The 19,847-nt window shown below is 39.4% G+C and carries 18 protein-coding genes and 1 pseudogene; 13 read left to right on the plus strand and 6 right to left on the minus strand.

The features are described from left to right. The first annotated feature begins 5 nt into the window (after nt 1-5). From tssA to PSF09_RS09490, 10 genes and pseudogenes are all read left to right on the plus strand, one after another. A complete protein-coding gene (gene tssA, locus PSF09_RS09445) occupies nt 6-1,616 on the plus strand; it encodes a type VI secretion system protein TssA (RefSeq protein ID WP_272665852.1) in 1,611 nt (536 codons plus the stop codon). Between the two features lie 23 nt (nt 1,617-1,639). Continuing rightward, on the plus strand, nt 1,640-3,391 hold the full coding sequence (tssF, locus tag PSF09_RS09450; protein ID WP_272665853.1) for a type VI secretion system baseplate subunit TssF: 1,752 nt from the start codon (nt 1,640-1,642) through the stop codon (nt 3,389-3,391). Beyond that, the gene (tssG, locus tag PSF09_RS09455) at nt 3,367-4,458 is read left to right on the plus strand and encodes a type VI secretion system baseplate subunit TssG (protein ID WP_272683815.1); all 1,092 of its coding nucleotides are present in this window, start codon (nt 3,367-3,369) and stop codon (nt 4,456-4,458) included. The genes tssF and tssG overlap by 25 nt, the downstream gene beginning before the upstream one ends. A 15-nt stretch (nt 4,459-4,473) precedes the next feature. Beyond that, nucleotides 4,474-5,013, plus strand: coding sequence for a type VI secretion system lipoprotein TssJ (gene tssJ, locus PSF09_RS09460; protein WP_272665855.1), 540 nt, complete (start codon nt 4,474-4,476; stop codon nt 5,011-5,013). Nucleotide 5,014: 1 nt separating this feature from the next. After that, nucleotides 5,015-5,443 (plus strand): type VI secretion system baseplate subunit TssE, encoded by a 429-nt coding sequence (gene tssE / locus PSF09_RS09465; protein ID WP_210839138.1) that lies wholly within the window; start codon nt 5,015-5,017, stop codon nt 5,441-5,443. Between the two features lie 23 nt (nt 5,444-5,466). Further along, nucleotides 5,467-6,810 (plus strand): VasL domain-containing protein, encoded by a 1,344-nt coding sequence (locus tag PSF09_RS09470; protein ID WP_272683816.1) that lies wholly within the window; start codon nt 5,467-5,469, stop codon nt 6,808-6,810. A gap of 131 nt (nt 6,811-6,941) precedes the next feature. After that, nucleotides 6,942-7,157 (plus strand): hypothetical protein, encoded by a 216-nt coding sequence (locus tag PSF09_RS09475; protein WP_272665857.1) that lies wholly within the window; start codon nt 6,942-6,944, stop codon nt 7,155-7,157. A gap of 246 nt (nt 7,158-7,403) precedes the next feature. Further along, nucleotides 7,404-7,646 (plus strand): hypothetical protein, encoded by a 243-nt coding sequence (locus PSF09_RS09480; protein ID WP_272683817.1) that lies wholly within the window; start codon nt 7,404-7,406, stop codon nt 7,644-7,646. 116 nt (nt 7,647-7,762) lie between these two features. Further along, entirely contained in the window at nt 7,763-8,170 is a 408-nt protein-coding gene (locus PSF09_RS09485; RefSeq protein ID WP_272665858.1) for a hypothetical protein, read from the plus strand. A gap of 344 nt (nt 8,171-8,514) precedes the next feature. Continuing rightward, nucleotides 8,515-8,649 (plus strand): annotated as a pseudogene (locus PSF09_RS09490) (tyrosine-type recombinase/integrase); the annotation flags it as partial. 402 nt (nt 8,650-9,051) lie between these two features. Here the strand turns inward: PSF09_RS09490 and PSF09_RS09495 are convergent. From PSF09_RS09495 to PSF09_RS09510, 4 genes are all read right to left on the minus strand, one after another. Then, entirely contained in the window at nt 9,052-9,471 is a 420-nt protein-coding gene (locus PSF09_RS09495) for a GNAT family N-acetyltransferase (RefSeq protein WP_272665859.1), read from the minus strand. A 96-nt stretch (nt 9,472-9,567) separates the two neighbouring features. Then, a complete protein-coding gene (locus PSF09_RS09500; protein ID WP_272683818.1) occupies nt 9,568-10,098 on the minus strand; it encodes an MltR family transcriptional regulator in 531 nt (176 codons plus the stop codon). A gap of 100 nt (nt 10,099-10,198) precedes the next feature. Next, nucleotides 10,199-11,359 carry a mannitol-1-phosphate 5-dehydrogenase gene (locus tag PSF09_RS09505; RefSeq protein ID WP_272683819.1) on the minus strand — a complete coding sequence of 387 codons (1,161 nt, stop codon included), beginning with the start codon at nt 11,357-11,359 and terminating at the stop codon, nt 10,199-10,201. A gap of 11 nt (nt 11,360-11,370) precedes the next feature. Further along, nucleotides 11,371-13,320, minus strand: a complete 1,950-nt coding sequence (locus tag PSF09_RS09510; protein ID WP_272683820.1) for a PTS mannitol transporter subunit IICBA — start codon at nt 13,318-13,320, stop codon at nt 11,371-11,373. Between the two features lie 625 nt (nt 13,321-13,945). Between PSF09_RS09510 and PSF09_RS09515 the strand changes: the two genes are divergently transcribed. Continuing rightward, nucleotides 13,946-15,181 (plus strand): SLC13 family permease, encoded by a 1,236-nt coding sequence (locus tag PSF09_RS09515; RefSeq protein ID WP_272683821.1) that lies wholly within the window; start codon nt 13,946-13,948, stop codon nt 15,179-15,181. Nucleotides 15,182-15,233: 52 nt separating this feature from the next. Here PSF09_RS09515 and PSF09_RS09520 read toward each other — a convergent pair whose 3' ends face one another. Continuing rightward, nucleotides 15,234-15,971 carry a cyclase family protein gene (locus PSF09_RS09520; RefSeq protein WP_272683822.1) on the minus strand — a complete coding sequence of 246 codons (738 nt, stop codon included), beginning with the start codon at nt 15,969-15,971 and terminating at the stop codon, nt 15,234-15,236. A 227-nt stretch (nt 15,972-16,198) separates the two neighbouring features. Next, nucleotides 16,199-17,041: a MetQ/NlpA family ABC transporter substrate-binding protein gene (locus PSF09_RS09525; protein WP_272665866.1), complete on the minus strand. Its 843-nt coding sequence runs from the start codon at nt 17,039-17,041 to the stop codon at nt 16,199-16,201. A 213-nt stretch (nt 17,042-17,254) separates the two neighbouring features. On the opposite strand from PSF09_RS09525, the gene PSF09_RS09530 reads away from it, so the two are divergent. Both PSF09_RS09530 and PSF09_RS09535 read left to right on the plus strand, forming a co-directional pair. Then, the gene (locus tag PSF09_RS09530) at nt 17,255-18,379 is read left to right on the plus strand and encodes a CMD domain-containing protein (protein WP_272665867.1); all 1,125 of its coding nucleotides are present in this window, start codon (nt 17,255-17,257) and stop codon (nt 18,377-18,379) included. Nucleotides 18,380-18,383: 4 nt separating this feature from the next. After that, nucleotides 18,384-19,844, plus strand: a complete 1,461-nt coding sequence (locus PSF09_RS09535; RefSeq protein ID WP_272665868.1) for an FAD/NAD(P)-binding protein — start codon at nt 18,384-18,386, stop codon at nt 19,842-19,844. Nucleotides 19,845-19,847: the final 3 nt, after the last annotated feature.

The following is a 19,847-nucleotide window of genomic DNA, read 5'->3' on the forward strand; positions in this document are numbered from 1 at the left end:
CACCTATGCCTTTATTAACTGCCTTGCGCACAGCCTGTTTTACCGGAAATCCGCTTGTCGCTAATCAATTAGTGGAACAACAAGTCGTGTTATGGGAACGCTGGTTATTGCCAATCACAGCTGAAAATCCGGTTGGGGAAGACCCTGGCTATGACGATGACTTCGAACGTATGAAAGAAGAAGTCAACAAGTTATCAGGCTCAGATACACAATTAATCTGTACACTTGCCGAAAATCTCTTAACTCATGTCTGTAAAGACGCACGCGTTATCACTTACTATATTTGGGCGCGTTTGCATCGTGAAGGGGAAACGGGATTAGCCGATGGGTTAGGATTACTGGCAGGGTTACTCCACCGTTACCATGATGACTTGCTGCCAAATCGCCCAAATAGCCGAAAATCCGCCATTGAATGGCTCGCGGGTCAACGAGTTATCGACAGCTTATCCCTTTATCCTGAAGTGGATAGTAACGAATTTGCACGTATCGTGGCGTTACTTAGCTCGATTGTGGATGAATTTAGTACATGGGATGAAGCAAGCCGCCCTAACCTTGCGCCCCTCTTACGTGCCTTAGAAAATCGACTTGCACAATCTGGCGGTGCGAATAGTGTTGTTCCTCAAAATATTAAATCAACAGAAAATACATCAACAAAACAGACATCATCGGGTATCAGCTCTATTACCCCTATTCAATCGGGTCGCGAATTACTTGACCAAGCCAAAGTGCTTGCCAATTATCTGCGTAATCAACCTAATGGTTGGTTGTCAGGTCACCGGCTGATGAAATCCGTACGGTGGGATACGCTACACCAATCTCCCCCACAAAATCAGCAAGGTTGTACTCGATTAGCCCCACCACGCTCAGATGCCAAAGCGCAGCTAAAACGTTTATATCTGCAACAAAATTGGCTCGAACTCACCGAGCAAGCCGATCGATTGTTTGCAGAAGGCGTTAATCATTTTTGGTTAGATGTGCAGTGGTATTTGCATCAGGCATTGAGTAAATCCCCTGCGCCGTGGGACGGCTGGGCAGAAGTGATTACTTCTGATTTAAAGCAGTTCTTACTTCGCTTACCGGGTTTAGAAAATCTCGCTTGGGAAGATGGCACACCTTTCGCTGATGAAGTTACATTAGCGTGGATCAAACAGCATATTCTAGAAGAGAATATTCAGTCTCTCCACCACATGCCTGTTCGTGGCACAAGTGACGATGATAACGACTCAATATTTTCGTTAGAACAAGAAGCGTTAACTCAAGCTGACACTGAAGGCGTTGAAGCCGCATTAGCCTGGTTAATGTCACGTCCGAATATCCAAACACCCCGTCAAAAATGGTTGCTGCAATTAGTGATGGCAAGAGTGGCTGAACAATTTGCTCGTTATGATTTGGCACTGAATTTACTTCGTGAATTAGACCACAGTGCTGAGCAGATGCGTCTCGCTGATTGGGAACCACACTCGTTATTTGAAGTTAAAGCCCGCCAATTGCAACTGTTGCGAGGGAAAACGCAGCGTAACACGCCTGACAAAGCTGAACTGCATCATCAAATGTCTGAGTTACTGGCTCAACTCACACGATTAGATCCTGTGCGAGCCTTAGTGCTCTACCCCTAAATTAATCAATGAGAACCACACAAATGGATGATTTAACCCTTCGCTATTATGATGCGGAGATGCGATATCTGCGTGAAGCAGCTAAAGAATTCGCTCAAGCTCACCCCGATCGTGCGGCGTTATTAGATTTAGACAAAGTGGGCATTCCTGACCCTTTTGTTGAACGACTTTTTGAAGGTTTTGCCTTCTCCATGGGGCAATTGCGCCAAAAAATTGATGATGATTTACCTGAGTTAACAGAAGGGTTAGTTAGCCTACTTTGGCCTCATTATCTACAAACTATTCCATCACTTTCTGTCGTTGAACTCGCGCCAGATATTCACGATATGAAACTCTCATCGGTGATCCCTGCTAACTTTGAAGTGCTTTCGCGCCCGATTGGTCCCAAAAAGACCGTCTGCCGCTATCGCACAACGCGAGACTTAACGCTCAATCCCATTGTGCTATCAACCGTTAATTTAACCACAGAGCCTGATGGCCGTTCCGTAATTCGTTTGCAGTTCGATTGTGGGAAGCTCGCTGACTGGAAACAAACCGCGCTTAATGCACTCCCCTTTTATCTCTCTGGTGACGTTCCAACGACCTATGCACTCCATTTAGCGCTGACTAAGCAAGTTGCAGCCACCTATATTCGCCTGCCATCGTCCCCTGATCGTATTCGTTTACCCCTTTGGTTTTCCCCGGGGGGCTTTGCTGAAGAAGACCAACTGTGGCCTAAAAGCGATAGCACTTTCAGCGGCTACCAGCTATTACTGGAGTATTTTTCTTTCCGTGAAAAATTTTTCTTCGTCAACTTAAACGGGCTCGGTGAGATTCAATTACCTGAAGGATTGAGTCATTTTGAACTCGAAATTGTGCTTGATACGCTATGGGATAGCGATATTCCATTAAGTACGGATAACCTAAAACTGCACAGCGTTCCGGTGATCAACTTATTCAACATTGAAGCCGACCCACTGACGGTTAATGGGCTAGAAAGTGAATATTTACTACGCCCTCGGCGCTTGCAAGATGGACACACCGAAATTTATGCAGTCGATACGGTTCATGGCACAAGGCGAGATGAACATATTCACTATGTGCCATTCAGTAGTTTCCGTCACAGAGGGGGAATGCTCCGCCACAACGCCCCTGAACATTACTATCACACACGAATTAAACGCGGCGTCAGCGGACTACATGACACATGGTTAATTGTAGGGAGAGCGCACGAGCAACCAAGCGCATCTCTTGAAAGTGAAACACTATCGCTCCAATTAACCGGGACTAACGGACAACTCCCTCGCAAAGCGTTACAAAGTACATTATTAGACAGAACTGAAGAGACTTTACAGACACAGTTACGGGTTCGTAACTTATGCAAACCTACGCTACCTTGCTACCCACCTGCTGAAGATAGATTTCATTGGCGTGTACTTAGCCACCTTGGTGCCAGCTTCCTGAATATGATGGATAACGTAGAGGTATTACGAGGCACTCTCGCACTTTACGATTGGCGAGAGGATGACCTGAATAGCCGTAAACTCGATGCCATGATCCACGTTGAGCAGCATCTCATCGAACGATTTGAAAAAGGCTTTTTACACCGAGGTATTGCCATTGACATCACTATTGATAGCCACGGCTTTAACGGTGAAGGTGACATTCATCTTTTTGGCGAAATGCTCAACCGTTTTTTTGCCCTCTATACCGATGTACACCTGTTTAACCAATTGACTTTACATATTTTACCGACAGGAAATAGTCTGACATGGACCGAAAATCATCCTCAGTAAATCCGCTTCTTGATGCGCTTGGGGAGCGTCTTCCGTTAGTTAATTTCTATCGATTTTGCCAGCTACTAGAACAAAGTAATGCACAGAGCTCGCCGCTCGGCAGTACTCAAGACCCCAAAACAGATGCGATTCGTTTTCGCCCTCACCGTGGAATGGGCTTTCCCGTCACCGAAATTAAAGGGTTGGATATTGACGATAGATACCGTGATAGTATAACTCCGAGCATTCGAACGACTTTTTTAGGGTTATATGGTGTCACTTCCCCGCTACCGACAACCTACCTTGATGACATTGCACAACGACGTGAGGGAACCGAGTCTCTTGCCGATTTTTTAGATATTTTTAACCACCGACTGACGACGCAGTTTTATCGTATTTGGCGAAAATACTCTTACCCTGCAACATTTTTAGCGGGAGGTGAAGACGAAACTTCCCAGTATTTATATGGGTTAATTGGCTTAGGTATACCTGGCACGGCGCAACATATACAAGCGCCATTATCCCGATTTCTCGCATTACTGGGTACGCTACGTTTTCCAACTCGTACCGCCGAAGGGGTTATATCATTAGTTAAATTACTGGCGCCTGATACCCAAGTTAACATCAAGCCTCATGACCCAAGACGCATCGAGCAAGCCACTCAAACAGGGTTATCCTGCAGAACACCGATGACATTAGCCAACAAACCCGTATTAGGTCAGTACGCCACCGATGTTAATAGCCAAATTTTGATTATCTTACAAACCAATAACCTTGAAGAAGCTCGGAACTGGTTGCCTGATGGGGTGCTGTATCAAGATTTAATGGCACTATTGCATGTTTATCTCGGATCACGCGTCAATGCTCGTCTTAACTTAACGTTACCAAGAAAGTTATTACCCAATGCGGCGTTAAGCACTCAATCTCACCAAGGTGTTCAATTGGGGCGTACCGCAGCAATGGGAACACTCAGCCCACAAACTGCGCATCAAGAACACGTTATCACGTTAAATTTAGGGCGTTACCAACGATTAACGACGTCAATACAGAGTACGCCTCCCCAACACTATGCTAATTATCGATTTTAAGTTTGAGGATCACTTATGAAACAATTCCCTCTATTCTCCTTTTGCGGCAAAACATTAATGCTCCTCAGCGCATTAAATCTATCGGGCTGTGGTCTTACTCAGATGGTCGGTGATGGTACTCGCAATGTTGCAAGCTCCCTCTTTTATAAACAAGTGAAAGTCGTACACTTAGATTTTGTCGCACGTGAAGCATTAAATACCGATGATACTGGCGCATCGTTATCAACGATTATCCGTGTTTATCAACTAAAAAACTTTGAAAGCTTTGTAGAAAGCGACTATTCCACCCTTTTCGCTAAAGATAGCCAAGTACTCAAATCCTCATTAGTCACACAAAAAGACCTGCGAATTCGCCCTGGCGAATCAATTTCTCTTGATATGCCTCTCGAAGAAGGCGCTGAGTTTGTTGCTATCGCCGTGATGTTTCACCATCCAGACCTTGTCACCGATGATTGGCGTGTGGTGATCCCCAAAAAACGGTTATTACCTGATGACCCACGTTTATTAACGCTCGTGGATAACACGATGACACTAAAACCGCTGGGAGAAAAATAACATGTCTCAACCTTCATTATATGAAATGTTGACAGGGTATTTTGCGGGAGGATTGAATATTGATGACATTCCAGAACATGACCAAGTGATGGTTTCCGTCATGGACAATATTCGCCGTATTCTCAATACCAGAGCAGGGAGCATCGAACATATTCCAGATTACGGGCTTCCCGATATGAGTAAAATGATCCAAGGTCTCCCCGGCACCGCTCACAATATGATGACTGTTTTATCGGCAACGTTGCTCAAGTATGAGCCCCGCATCAAATCTCTTTCTTTAATGTTATTACCGCAAAATAGCTTTGGTGCACTCCACTATGCCCTTGAAGTTGAGTTGCACGAACAAGGTTTGATCCGCTATGGCACCCAATTTATGCCTGATGGACGCATTTTATTACATCATCTAAAAAAACAATTCGATACGATTTAAACCGACGATTGCATGAGACAATTATGAATCCAGACTTAAAGACATTACGCCTTGGTGGTGACCCGCGCACCCTGGCTGATTTCTCTGCCCTTAAAGACGAGTTAAACAAACGCTTCCACCCTGCCCGCCCTGATGTTGACTGGGCTCGAGCTCATGGCTTATGTTTATCCTTATTCAATCAAAATGGAGGAGATCTACAAACTTGCGCCTGGTTTACCCTGATCCGCCAGCATCAAAATGGCATCGAAGGATTAAATGAAGGATTATCACTGCTCCAGCATTTACTCCGTCACCACTGGCAAGGACTTTGGCCACAGCAAACCCATGCTCGCGTCGAAATTATCGCCACATTAAGCCAACAATTAGTGACGGGATTACGTGCATATGCTCCCATTTATGCCGATCTCCCTGCACTTTACCAAACTGAAATCACGCTGAACCAAATTGCACAGCAGTTACAAACATTAGAACTCAAACACCTGACTCAGCTAGAGCGTTTACAAAGTTTACTCGCCTCTCAAGCAAGGCAATTAGAGAGTACAGATGCGCCCGATAACGGTTTTATTCCACCGACACTTCCGCAACTCCCGAAAACGTCACCCTCGACATTTCAAGCTCATACCGCAGTCACCCCGATTTCCATTAAAACCAGTGAGACCATAAGTCCTCCACCACTTGCCAAACCTTCTTATCGTAAAGGACTTTACGTTGGATTGGCGGCAGGTATCATTCTCACAGGGGCACTTTGTGCCAGCGCGTTCTATGTTTTCCAACCATCAACTAATAGTCATGCCTTAGCGCAGGCACTCCCACAACTACCTGAATTTACACCGAATATTGCATCGATAGTTGAGCTGCAATTACAAACCAATTCAGCCCAACCGAATAGTTTCTCGCCCGAAAAACTCAATATGATCGATAACTACCTTATGGAATTGGAGTCGATATCCCCGATTTGGGCTCAGCAATATGGGCTGAGTATGGTGAATTACCTCACCAAACACTATAGTGAGCGACAAGAAGTCACCGCGTTAAACGATAAATGGCAGCAAAATATGCAAATCAACGCGTCATCTCGCGATAAACTCCAACAGTGGTCGGAAGGGATGACGGAGTTAAATAATCTCAGTACGCGCTTAGACAGTCTCGATGGTAAACCTCGCAGCTATATCACTGGATCTGAATTAAAAACGATTATTTTTAATGCACGTCAGCATTTTAATCAAGGGTTGCCACTCGAGGAAGAGCTACGCCAACTAGAACAATTACAAGCGCAAGGCACTGTACCTGAATCAGAATATCAACGTATTGATACCCACTTTAAGCAACTATTGAACCGGTATGCATTGATTCAGCAAAATAAATAATTCCCTATCACTCAATAAATTGCTCATCGATATTGTCATCATTCTCGCCTTATTTTTCATTAATAAATGTATTTGAGTATAAGTGGGAACATCAAATCAATCATCGCCATGCTCTATTTGAAGGAAATACAATGAGTCAGGATGAACAAGGCGAAAATATCCAACACCGTTTTTGTCAATTTAATGTGAAAAAACGGGTTTCTTGGGAATGTACGACTGAACATCAATCACGGAACGCCAAAGTCCACCTTGATATCCCTGCAACCAAAGTGGTTCCTGTTATTTTTTTACCTAGCATTATGGGGTCTAACTTAAAACATAAAGATACGGGCGATTCAGTCTGGTGAATACGCCGTAATCTGGCATTAATAGCATGGGATACTCTCGGGTGAGTTTTTACGTCAGAAAAGCGTTGGCGTGAATTACTAGACTCTAACGCAGTTGAAACGGATTTTAGTCAAAAGGTAGGTAATGATGATGTTCATCCTTTCATTTTAGATATAAATGATCAATATCATGCGAATACTTACCAATTTTACGGAACGTATTTTGATGAAAATGCCCCGAAAGATAGTCGTCGTTCAGATGCAACAGTGACGTGGAAATTACGTGATAAGACCCCTTGCTTATGGGTATCTGATGACAACCGTTCTACTGAGATGTATGGCGATAAGCACGAATATACGTTACTCAAATCTAGCAATAAATGGAAAAGTACGCCATCAATGGATTATGAGGGCGGGCACGGTGACGGTACAGTGCCTAAATATTCTATAAATTTAGACAGAAAAGAAATTTTAGAGTTCATTATTAAGACAGATATAACAAATGATTGAAATCTGGAATAGGATTTTACAATCCTTTAAAGTTCGTCAAAATGCTTATTAATCGGTTAATTAACGAAGTGCTAACCTACTTTCTGCTATTACGCTATGTATACTAGTTATCATCGATGAATGAATCAAAAATGAGTTACCTTCTATTTATTAGTGCATTACTCTCATTCATTATATTAAATTGTGCATATGCAACTAAAACCATCGGTTGCTATTATTTTCACGATCCCGAGAAAAAATCAAATAATGATGTTAATACACTTATTAATCTAAAATTTAAATTTAACAATGAGGCTAAGTTAACTATTTCATCTTGGCAAGAATTATATTCTTGCGAGGGGAATTATACATTAAAAGAAATAGCCACAGGATTTAATGCATCTATTATTAATAAACAGGATTGTAAAATCCCCCCACCTCAATTCGTTATAAGCAAAAATGCTAATAGATATTTAATTAAAAATGAGTCACTTTTAATTAATGATCCCTCCTCCTACCAACTGATTGAGTGCCGTTCTGAGTAATTGAAATGACTTGGCCGCTTGAATGTTATTTTACTTTTTATACGAGAATTGATTAATTGAAAAATAAGCCAACACTTCTGGGCTCATTAACAGGCTGTTATCAACAGTTTTTCTTTAAATCTGAAACCACATAAGCATAATACCAATTTTGGCTCGTGAGTATTGCTCCTTCGGTAGGATAATAACAAAGTATATGGCCTTCCATATATAACATTAAGTATACAAATCAATGGAGAAAAGGTAAGCGCATCATGAACCTCATAGCTAGCAACAATTATATTAAAGTAATCATTAAAGGTATTGGAGAATGTTACAACCAGCAGCAGATGTACATGGCTATTTAATTGTTTGGGTATGAGGGAAGGCTAACAAAACATGGTATCCGTCACAAGATGGGCACTATCTTGCATGAGGAAGGTTTTAACTTAGCATGGGTTGAAACCAGGCTCGCACATATCGATAAGAATACGACCCATGGCATGGATAAAGGTTTGGTAGTTAAGTATCTTAGATTCTTTGTAATTAAAGCACCAATAAAAAGTGAGGGTATAAAGAAGGTTACAATCAGAAATAAATATTAATTTAATCATTATTAATCAAACTGATAACATAAAAAATCGATTCCTGCAGGGACTTCTAAAGATCTATTAAGACCTCCATTTTCAAATAAAAACAATAAATTGATTATTTTTACTTCCAAGAAGGTCTAGTAACTTTTAGTGGAATCTAAGTACTCATGTATATAGTATTTTTTATTGGTAAATTTATTTAGCCGATACCAGAAGAAAAGAGATGAAGTAAAAATAGCCTTTAGAGAGCATAAGCCCAACTGAGGAGAATACAAATAAAGTTATCACCGAAATTAGTTGTAATAATAAAATTCATATATCACGCTTAGTTAAATAATGTCGTTGCATACCTGTCTCCGGGAAGTCAGGTAATGACATTTGTTTCACATATCCTAATTTTTCATAAAATGGCAAAGCTTGGAAACTAAATGTGTCAACTAAGCTATGCATACAGCCTAGTTTTTTTGCTTCCCGTTCAGCGGTATACATCAATTCACGGCCTAATCCATCATTTCTGGCACTTTCACTAACCCATAAATAATCAATACATAACCAATTTGCCTTAATTGAGGCAAGTAAACCACCAAGCATCACGCCATCATCATTTTTAAAATAAATTCCTAATGAACTAAATCGGTCGGCATTTAAAAACTTAGTATTAAAACTACGCAACCCTGCAAGTAATTCTTCTTTATCTTCGGTGGTGATTTCATGTGCAATAATAATATTCATTCGATGCTCTGCTGATTCTCGGCTAATAATGCATTATTTCAAACATATTTACCTTGATAAGTAAACAGTAAAATAGGGATGATAGAATAACCGATTTTAAAATACATCCGTTTCGATAATTTGGGTAATTAAGGCTGTTACAGACAATATCAATGAAGATTTGATCATTTGCTGAAAACGGTGTTTTTGCAATTCAATTAATTGATTATCAATAAGATCTTCTGGCTGATTAAATCTCATCATTTCTGGTAATGGTTCTATACAATGAAGCATTTTAATACTGCCTAAAATTTCATCATCCGTAAAATTTACATTTATTTTTTCTGCAGATAATGACTCATTCAAAGCAAGAAATAATTCTATATCTTCATAGGTTTCACGAGAAATAGCCCCTAACGCAAATAAGAGTTTCAAACGAACCGATAACTCCCCTAATGGGCCATTTCCAGTTAAAAGAGGCTCAACTGCATATTTTACTGCATAGTCATCCTTTCTGAAAACTTTTAACATTAATTTATCAATAGCTTGTGAAATTAAAATAACGACATCTTGAACAAATAAGTGCACCTCTGGTCGTTGATTCAACCGCTCAAGAATTTGATTTTCAATGTTTTGTTTATTTTCCATATTAGCTTCTTTTATCACTTTATAGCTATATTACTTTCGTTGACATAGTAGATAGCCATAAAGTGATTGAACCTCAATAATTAACCCATTATCCGTAATATTACTTTTTACTCAACATCATTAACTGGTATTGAGTACAAATTTTATCAATTACCTCTGGATATTGCTCTATTCCACAAAGTTTAATGACTGTTTGGATAAGGCCTTTATCTACAATTAACCTTGCCATTTCATTTGCTTGGGGATCAGTTTCACACCTAAAATGCAATGCAGCTGCAATACCTATGATCAGATTTTCATGTGATAATTGATATTCAAATGTACCTAATAACGGCTTAATTAGGCGATCATTTGAACTTAATTTTCGCATAGGTTGTCGTCCTACTCGGCTAACATCATCTTTTAAATATGGGTTCGCAAAGCGGCTCAGTATTTTATCTATGTATTGATTATGTATTTTCGAATCAAAGCCATAACGTTGAATTAATACTTGCCCGCTTTCTTTCATTGCCGATTTAACAATAGTGTGGATCCTCAAATCGCCAATCGCTTCACTAATTGTTTGGTATCCATATAATTGTCCCAGATAAGCTGTTATTGCATGGCCTGTATTTAACGTAAATAGCTTACGTTCGACAAATGCCATTAGATTATCCGTTAATTCCATTCCTTCGATAATAGGAATATCACCAACAAATTGTGTCTGATCAACAATCCACTCACTAAAGGATTCGACGGTAACATCAAGCGGGTCATCATTCGCTGCCTCCATCGGAGGAACAATACGGTCAACTGCGGAGTCTACAAAACCAATATGCTGCTCAACCCATTGATGTAACTCTTCAGGCAATTGAGCCAATGCATGTTGCTTTAATTGGCTAGTTCCTCTCACCATATTTTCACATGCAATAATATTGAGTGGCTGGTTATTTCCCAACGATTTTCTATGAATAATGCCTTTAGCTATCGTTGAGGCAATTTTTTCAAGCACTTGAGGCCCGACTGCTGTTGTAAGCATATCTGCCGTTGCAATATACTCTATCGTTTTAGGGTCATTACTATTAACAGCGTGAATGTGTTGGACTTTCTCAATACGATTTTCCTGACCAACAACATGAACATTATAAGATTGTTGATGTGCTAGTTGGTCAATTAATGGCTGATTGACATCAGTAAAAGTTACTTGTGAATTTGCGTCTGCTAATAATTTGCCAATAAAACCGCGGCCTATATTTCCTGCACCAAAATGAATGACTTTCATTATTATTCTCCTTATGCTGCACTTTGAGACGCTAAAATTTCGAGTACTTCCTGAACATCTTGGGTTTCACATAAACGCTCAATGACCCCATCTTCATCTAAAGCGGAAGTAATTCGTGTAATAACTTCAATGTGCTCATTATTTTGTGCTGCAATACCAATCACTAAGCGAGCAATTTCATCGGGTTCTTCACCAAATTGTACGCCTTCAGGATATTGGCAAATAACAATGCCAGTTTTTAATACGCGGTCTTTGGCTTCTATTGTTCCGTGAGGTACCGCAATAGACTCTCCAAGATACGTTGGTGTTAGTTTTTCACGAGCTAGCATAGCCTCTATATATTCTGGCTCAACATACCCGCCTTCAACTAACTTCTGCCCTACAAAGCGGATAGCTTGAGTTTTATTTTCTGCCGCCAGATTTAAATGGATGTGCTTCGCACTTAAAGTAAACAAAGCCTCTTCATGTTCGGTTATGTCATATGACTCATCATTAGCCGCAACAATAGTTTGTTTAATTAAATGCCCATCATTAGCTGCCTTAGGATTTTTTTTAGCTATTAAATTCGTGACTAAATCATTATACGTCTGGCTATCTAAGAAGTTTGTTAAAGAAATATGGATTGCATTTGGCGCAAATGATTTCGCTCTTTGCGTTAAATCCCTATGAGTGATAACAATATCAACATTTTCTGGTAAATCGTTGATTGCCATATTAGTGACGGTGATGTCTAGCAAGCCAGCATCACGTACTTTTTTGGCTAATACCCCCGCTCCCATTGCACTTGAACCCATGCCTGCATCGCAAGCGACAATAATGTTGTGCACTTGAGCTAAATTGATAGAAGCATCTTTATTGATTGAATTTACTGATGATGACTTTGATTGCGTTTTCATATTACGCATTTTTTTCGTCGCACTCTCGAGTTCATCATCATCACCAATTCGTGTTCGTTTTAATAAAAGAGCTGAAACGATGAAAGAAACAGCTGTAGCACTTGCGACCGATAAAATAACGCCGATAAGTGATGATTTAGGCGTCATCAGTAGAACTGCAAATATTGAGCCCGGGGATGCAGGAGAGACTAACCCAGCATGAAAAAGGTTCATCACAAATACCCCTGTCATTCCACCCAGAATAACAGCAAGAATTAACCGAGGATTCATTAAGACGTAAGGAAAATAAATTTCATGGATGCCACCAAAAAAGTGAATAATTGCGGCTCCTGGCGCAGACTGCTTAGCATTACCTTTACCAAAAAACATATATGCGAGTAAAACACCTAAACCTGGTCCAGGGTTGGCTTCAATTAAGAAAAAGATGGATGCACCTGTTTCAGACGCTTGCTGAATACCTAGTGGTGAAAAAATACCATGATTGATAGCATTATTAAGAAATAAGATTTTGGCAGGTTCAACAAAAATAGACGTGAGTGGAAGTAAATTATTCTCCACCATCACATTCACACCGGCTGCTAATATCTTGGATAGCCCTGCAACAAGAGGCCCAATTGCTAAATAAGCCAAAATGGCTAATAACATGCCGATAATGCCAGATGAAAAATTATTCACTAACATTTCAAAACCCGTTTTAATTTTGCCTTCTATCCACAAATCAAAACGTTTTATTGCATATCCGCCTAATGGGCCAGCAATCATTGCCCCCATAAACATTGGCATGTCGGCACCAACAATTACGCCCATTGTTGTTATTGCACCAACTATTCCACCCCGCTCTCCACCAACTAAACGGCCACCGGTATAACCGATTAATAGTGGTAGTAAATAGGTGATCATAGGGCCTACAAGTTGAGCTAATGTCTCATTAGGCCACCAGCCAGTTGGGATAAATAACGCAGTAATTAATCCCCAAGCGATAAAAGCACCGATATTAGGCATAACCATATTACTGAGGAAACGCCCAAAATTCTGTACCTTTAATTTGATATTTGATGTTACCATGACAGAACCCCGTGGTACGAGAATGATAAAGTTGTAACGTTATCGCCAAATAACGTCCGTGATTTTTTCAACACTTTCACTCTAGCATGAGCTTTATCAGATTCGCACCACGTGGGCCTTTATGTGATCAAAGTCACCATTACCCCCCTATCCACCCTATATTTATATTGATGCAGTTCACAAAAATTTCGTGTTACTAAATTACATTGCTCTTTTTTTGCACTAAAAAACCATTTTTTGTGATTTTTGTCACAAATTAAAAAACGTTATTTATCTTTAAATAGTGACTTTTGTCACAATTAATTTTCAATTTCTCTTTTTTAATCCTATGAGTTGCCATCAAATTCTCATCTGTACAAATATTTTTTTAATTTTGTAATAAAATTACCCAATGTATTTTCTTTGTTTTTTTATACTGCAATAAATCAGATTATCGTTTCTTATGGTCAATGCTTATTATCGCTATTTGTAAACTTCATTCTTAATTTCATTATTATTATCTTTTGGCGACAATCTTAAATGGAGCTAACTGCAACATGTTATTATCAATACATTATTTAGCCTTGCTTCGCTGAGTGTTCATCGATAAATTACCTCTAATTTTCTTAATTAAAATGTGAATATCATGACGTTAACCGTTATTGTTTTTCTTTTGGTTTATATTGCAATGGGCTTTGGTAAGCTACCTGGCTTCAAAGTTGATAGGACTGGAGCTGCTGTTATTGGCGCTCTAGCCATGATGGCTATCGGCAGTATTACACCTCCTCATGCGTGGAATGCTATCGATTACCGAACGATTGGTATGTTATTTGGGCTTATGGTCGTTTCTGCTTCTTTTGTTGTGTCAGGTTTTTATAGTTGGACCGCAAACCGAGTGGCAATACTAAAAGTTTCTCCCCCTACATTACTCGCGGTTTTAATTCTTGTCGGTGGCTTTCTTTCTGCATTACTCACTAACGATGTTGTTGTTGTCGCCATGACACCATTATTAGTATCAATTAGTTTGTCTCGCGGCTTAAACCCAATTCCATTTTTACTTGGTTTTTGTTTCGCGGCGAATAATGGCGCAGCCGGTTCATTAATTGGTAGCCCACAAAATATGATCGCAGCCCAAGGGCTCGATATCTCGTTTGTTGGCTTATTACAGGCATCAGCAATACCAGCTCTACTTTCTTTACCATTAACATGGTTGGTACTCGTTTGGTTATATCGTAATCGTTGGTATTTGACTAAAGAAAATACGCAAACAACTCCCCTACAAACAACCCAAGAAACATTAAATGTATGGGAAACAGCAAAAGCTGGCGTCATTACCTTCGCAGTCATCATTGCCTTTATTGTGACTGATATTCCTAAAGAACTTATAGCATTGACTGCTGCTGGGTTTTTATTATTAAACCGGTCCATTGCCTCAAGTGATATGCTTAAACTCGTCGACGGTAATCTTCTATTACTCATCATGGGGTTATTTGTTGTTAACGCTGCTTTTGCCGCCACAGGCCTTCCTCAGCAATTGTTAACTGATTTACGAAGCTACGGTGTGGATCTCAATAATCCATTAGCCCTATTTTTAGTGACCGGTGTTCTAAGCACTATCGTTGGAAACAACCCCTCAGTTATGTTACTCGTCCCATTCTTGACACCTGATGGTAATGCCGATTCGTTAGGTGCTGCTCTTGTATTGGGTTCAGGTTTTTCAAGTAATTTACTGGTCTTTGGTAGCCTTGCTGGGATTATTGTCGTTGAACAATCAGCGGCATATGGCGTAAAAATTTCTTTCAGTGAGTTTTCTAAATCAGGGGGAATTGTCGCGCTATTGTGTATGCTATTAGCCGCTGCATGGATTATATTTGCTTTATAGTCGTTTTAACCAATCTGCTATTACATTAGCAGATTGGTTATAATTATATTGCCTATGGGAGTATTGCAAAAGAACGTACAGGAAAACCACTGGCATTATTTGGTTTAGCGACAATATTAAAAATTACGGCACCACGTGTGGGTACTTGGTCTAAATTAGCGAGTAATTCAACTTGGTATGTATCTTGCTCTAATACATAATACTCACCGAGTAATGCATTATTTTTTCGAAAATCTTTTGCTGCATCAGTATCAAATGTTTCATGCCCGATAGCTTTTATTCCACGTTCTTCAAATAAAAATTTAAGGGCGTCCATACCCCAACCCGGTATTTGGTTATTGCCCTCGTCATCTTTATTATCCATAAGCTCTTGTGATGGCCAACGTTTGCTCCAATCGGTGCGTAATGCAACAAAACTCCCAGATTCAATTCGGCCATTTTGTGCTTCAAAATTGAGAATATCATCAAGAGAAAATACAAAATTTGGATCTTTTTTTGCCCTTTCTGACTGGTCAATAACAATCAATGGCAGAACAAGTTCCTTTAATTCGAGTTCATGTAAATAACGCATTCCTTCGACAAAATGACAAGGAGCATCAATATGAGTGCCATATTGGCCTGGAAATGTAAATTGCTGTGCAAAAAAACCCTCTGGATAACCAAATAATGTTTTAAACTCAGCAGAATCAAACATAAAAAAATGCGGTGAATCTTTATCGAAGCTATGTGTCAAATCAACCCATCGTTTGGATTTTATTACATTAAATGCATCAATTAATTCGTTACTCATACTTTCCCCTGTCAGTTCTATTTTTTACATAAACTTATCTATATTCTATTTTTATAATGCAGCTCTTAATCTATTAAATAACGAAAAAACATCAGATTGTCTACAAATTCAACACGAATATTTTTCACATTAAATCAGTAAGATATTTAGTTTATATAGAAAAAACCACTAATTAATAAAAATTAGTGGTTAACGTAATACTAATAATAAAAAAATAGACTAGGATTTTATTTAGGGTATTTGTTCCAGCTTTCAGGTTCAATAAAACCATCGTAAATACGCTGCGAACGAATATAATCTGCATATTCTTTAGACTCAAAAGCTTCTTTCAAATCTTTTGCCCACTGAGCATCTAGGTCTTTTTGCATGACAGTCACAATAACACGATGCTCTAACGGTGAATTTTCTACGACCAAGCCATCAGCAATGCGCTGACCTGCACTTGCAACATAGTTGCCATTCACAACGACAAAATCGACATCATCTAGTAATCGTAACCCTTGTGCAGCATCAGTTTCTCGAATATCTAAGTTATATTTATCAGGTGAAATATCATTAACACTAAAGCTTAATGTACTCACATTTGGCTTAATTTTAATCCAACCTAACTGTTCCAGAATTCTAGCACCACGTTCTGCATTAACCGGGTCATTAGATAGCGCAACGATCATGCCATCTTTCACATCATCCAGTGTTTTATGTTTATTTGACCGCAAACTTTGTGGCGCACTCGGTGAATCTGTCAATGCCACCATGTTAATATTATTCTTTTTGTTATAAGCTTCCATATAGGCACGGCTTTGATTAACAGAAGCGTCAATAGAGCCTTCTTCAAAAGCAGGGTTAATTTGCCTATTCTGCGAAAATTGGCGCAAATTAACCGTATAGCCTTTTTTCTCTAAAATCGGGACGATACCTTTATCCACCTGGTCAATATAATTACCAACACCAAAGCCTATCGTAATCTGTTTTTTATTCGGATTATCTTTTTCACTATTATCACCACACCCTACCAACGCAACTAAAGCCGTAGTAATTAAAGACAAACCTATTATTTTTTGTTTTAACATATGTAACAACCCTGTAAAGATATTTTGGGCAGTATAATCATTATTAGAGAGTACGACTTAGACTATATCGTTATAACTTAATACAAAAGTAATATAAGGACTTAGTTTAATTTCTTTTGGTTATAAGCATATAACAAATAGATCGTTCGATTAGTGATGTGATTGATATGTAATGAAGGAGATAAAAAACGTTTAAAAAAAGTGAGTTACTTTATGACTATTTCCAATAATGATGTAATTAATTATTTAACTAATTTAACACCAGATTCCAATCTAGCTAAAATTCGCCATGAACGTACTGTGGCGACTGAAAATACTCAAGCCGTATTTGAAGCCATTTTTTCAGCTCCATCGACATTGCTAACAAATGATGTGAAATATTATTTTGCCCATGAGGTCGCAAAAATTACAGGAAGTCCCCGCCTTGCTGAATTTTATTTGCAATTAGTAAACTCAATTCCTGATGAACCACTTAGCAAACCACTTGCCACAGCAAAAGAATATCTGCAAGTTTTAACACAATCACCTAAAGACACCCATTACCAATTAATTGCCGAATTAACTAACCAAGGTTGGCAAGAAAGTGACATTATTTTACTTGCTCAATTAATAACTTATGTCACTTATCAAGCTCGGCTAATCGAAGGGATTCTATTACTGACAGGTAGTAGTAATCTTACAAATAGTGCACCAAAAGTTGTTGCAGGTAAATGGAACCACCAACCTTTAACCCGCAAAGGAAATTCATCCCCAACTGCTTTTACACAAGATAATTTAGGATGGGAAGCTTGGATTTCAGCAAGGGATGCGAAGACATTATCCGCTGAAGAAGCCCAAGTCATGAAAAAATTTGGTCAATTAAACTCTGAATATTTTTTACTACTCGCCCATCAAAGCAAAATTTTAGAATTACGAACCTTAGTTGACCGTGGCGTATTTTACACTTCTGAAGGGCTACCTCGCTGGGAACGTGAATTCGCTGCAGCTGTAACAAGTAAAGTTAATGGTTGCATATACTGCGCTTCAGTTCACGCAAGAAAAGCCAGTCAATATGCAAAAGAGCGACGTGCTGATGTTGATAAACTATTAGCAACTGCGACAGGTTCTGTACTTGCTGAAGGGTTTGATGACAGGCTACTCGCCATCACAGATTTGGTTGCTTCTTTGTCTGCAACTCCCATCCAAGCCACATCTTCACAAATTAAAGAGTTACAAACATTAGGCTTGTCTGAACTTGAATTACTCGATTTAGTTCAATCAACGGCCTTCTTTTCATGGGCAAACCGCTTAATGTTATCACTAGGGGAACCTTTTGAAATAGCCGAGGGCAAGGAGTAATTCAATGGAACTGATTATAGGTTTAGAGGCATTAGAAGCGCAAATAAAACAAGATTTGCAATATTTAAATTTACCAATAACGTCTTGGTCATTATCAAAAAACAATCCAGAAAATCAAGTTATTGATGTCGCTATCATTGGTGCGGGCATGTCAGGGATTACGGCAGCGTTCGCTCTGAAATTACGTGGAATTAACGCGATTGTTTTCGATCAAGCCGCTTCTGGCAAAGAAGGCCCATGGCAAACCCCTGCACTAATGGAAACATTACGTTCACCAAAACATGTGGTTGGCCCTGCGCTTGCGTCCCCTTCTTTAACTTTCCAAGCTTGGTTTAAAGCCCAGTTTGGTATTCAAAAATGGGATGAACTTGATAAAATTCCACGTTTGCAATGGGGCGAATATTTGCAATGGTATAAAACCATGACAGCACCCCATGTACTTAATCAATACCATCTCGTTGATGTACAGCTAAATGATAACTACCGTGAATTAATTTTTAATACCCCTGAAGGAATAGTCAGTTATCAAGCACAACATGTTATTTTAGCAACTGGTATGGAGTCTTTTAGTGAGGCCAATATCCCTAGCTTTATGAATGATATTCCAACAGCCTATTGGGAACACTCCTATGCAGGTACTGACTATCGCCGTTTTAAAGGCTTAGATATTGGTGTTGTTGGTTATAGTGCAGGGGCCATGGATAGTTCAGCAACGGCATTAGAAAATGGCGCTAATTCAGTTGAAATTTTGATCCGAGCTAACGATATGCCTCGTGTAAACCGAGGAAAAGTTGCTGGAAGTGCAGGTTTTACCAATGCATATGCCTATTTTACCGATGCTCAAAAGTGGCATTACACCGATTATGTTGCAAAAGCTAAAACACCGGCCCCTCACGGAAGTACCTTGAGAGTCTCTCGCCATGAAAATGCTTATTTCAATTTCAATACTCAAGTTAGATTTATTGAAGTAAAAAACAAAAAATTGCACGTCACGACCACGACAGGCAAATTCGTATTAGATTACTTAATCTTGGCAACTGGCTATCGAATTAATTGGGCCAAGGAGAGCGCTTTTCATCAATTATCCCCGCTAGTTAAAACATGGGAAGATGTATACACGCCATTTGCCCATGAGGAAAATACAGAGTTAGCTTCGCACCCTTATTTAGGTAATCACTTTGAATTTCAAGCTAAAAGCAACTCAGACACATTAAAAATCAATCAGTTATATTGTTTTAATTTAAGCGCATCACTCAGTATGGGGCCCGTTATAGGGTTAATCCCTGGAACGAATGTTGGAGCAGAACGATTGGCTGACCATATTGCAGCTCAATTATATCTGAACCATCAAGAACAACATCTTGAGCAAGTTAAAAATAGCCAAGAAGCTGAATTATTAGGTGATGAGTGGCTCCCCGCTGCACCCCCTTCAGAACGTATGCAATTAACTGATAATGTAGAGTAAATT

This window comes from Providencia sp. PROV141 (assembly GCF_028481645.1).
GTDB lineage: Bacteria > Pseudomonadota > Gammaproteobacteria > Enterobacterales > Enterobacteriaceae > Providencia > Providencia rettgeri.

What these genes read in the sequence shown, in the direction of transcription:
- tssA (WP_272665852.1), top strand. Translation starts at nt 6, where the DNA reads ATGCCTTTATTAACTGCCTTGCGCACAGCCTGTTTTACCGGAAATCCG.
- tssF (WP_272665853.1), top strand. Translation starts at nt 1,640, where the DNA reads ATGGATGATTTAACCCTTCGCTATTATGATGCGGAGATGCGATATCTG.
- tssG (WP_272683815.1), top strand. Translation starts at nt 3,367, where the DNA reads ATGGACCGAAAATCATCCTCAGTAAATCCGCTTCTTGATGCGCTTGGG.
- tssJ (WP_272665855.1), top strand. Translation starts at nt 4,474, where the DNA reads ATGAAACAATTCCCTCTATTCTCCTTTTGCGGCAAAACATTAATGCTC.
- tssE (WP_210839138.1), top strand. Translation starts at nt 5,015, where the DNA reads ATGTCTCAACCTTCATTATATGAAATGTTGACAGGGTATTTTGCGGGA.
- PSF09_RS09470 (WP_272683816.1), top strand. Translation starts at nt 5,467, where the DNA reads ATGAATCCAGACTTAAAGACATTACGCCTTGGTGGTGACCCGCGCACC.
- PSF09_RS09475 (WP_272665857.1), top strand. Translation starts at nt 6,942, where the DNA reads ATGAGTCAGGATGAACAAGGCGAAAATATCCAACACCGTTTTTGTCAA.
- PSF09_RS09485 (WP_272665858.1), top strand. Translation starts at nt 7,763, where the DNA reads ATGAATGAATCAAAAATGAGTTACCTTCTATTTATTAGTGCATTACTC.
- PSF09_RS09495 (WP_272665859.1), bottom strand. Translation starts at nt 9,471, where the DNA reads ATGAATATTATTATTGCACATGAAATCACCACCGAAGATAAAGAAGAA.
- PSF09_RS09500 (WP_272683818.1), bottom strand. Translation starts at nt 10,098, where the DNA reads ATGGAAAATAAACAAAACATTGAAAATCAAATTCTTGAGCGGTTGAAT.
- PSF09_RS09505 (WP_272683819.1), bottom strand. Translation starts at nt 11,359, where the DNA reads ATGAAAGTCATTCATTTTGGTGCAGGAAATATAGGCCGCGGTTTTATT.
- PSF09_RS09510 (WP_272683820.1), bottom strand. Translation starts at nt 13,320, where the DNA reads ATGGTAACATCAAATATCAAATTAAAGGTACAGAATTTTGGGCGTTTC.
- PSF09_RS09515 (WP_272683821.1), top strand. Translation starts at nt 13,946, where the DNA reads ATGACGTTAACCGTTATTGTTTTTCTTTTGGTTTATATTGCAATGGGC.
- PSF09_RS09520 (WP_272683822.1), bottom strand. Translation starts at nt 15,971, where the DNA reads ATGAGTAACGAATTAATTGATGCATTTAATGTAATAAAATCCAAACGA.
- PSF09_RS09525 (WP_272665866.1), bottom strand. Translation starts at nt 17,041, where the DNA reads ATGTTAAAACAAAAAATAATAGGTTTGTCTTTAATTACTACGGCTTTA.
- PSF09_RS09530 (WP_272665867.1), top strand. Translation starts at nt 17,255, where the DNA reads ATGACTATTTCCAATAATGATGTAATTAATTATTTAACTAATTTAACA.
- PSF09_RS09535 (WP_272665868.1), top strand. Translation starts at nt 18,384, where the DNA reads ATGGAACTGATTATAGGTTTAGAGGCATTAGAAGCGCAAATAAAACAA.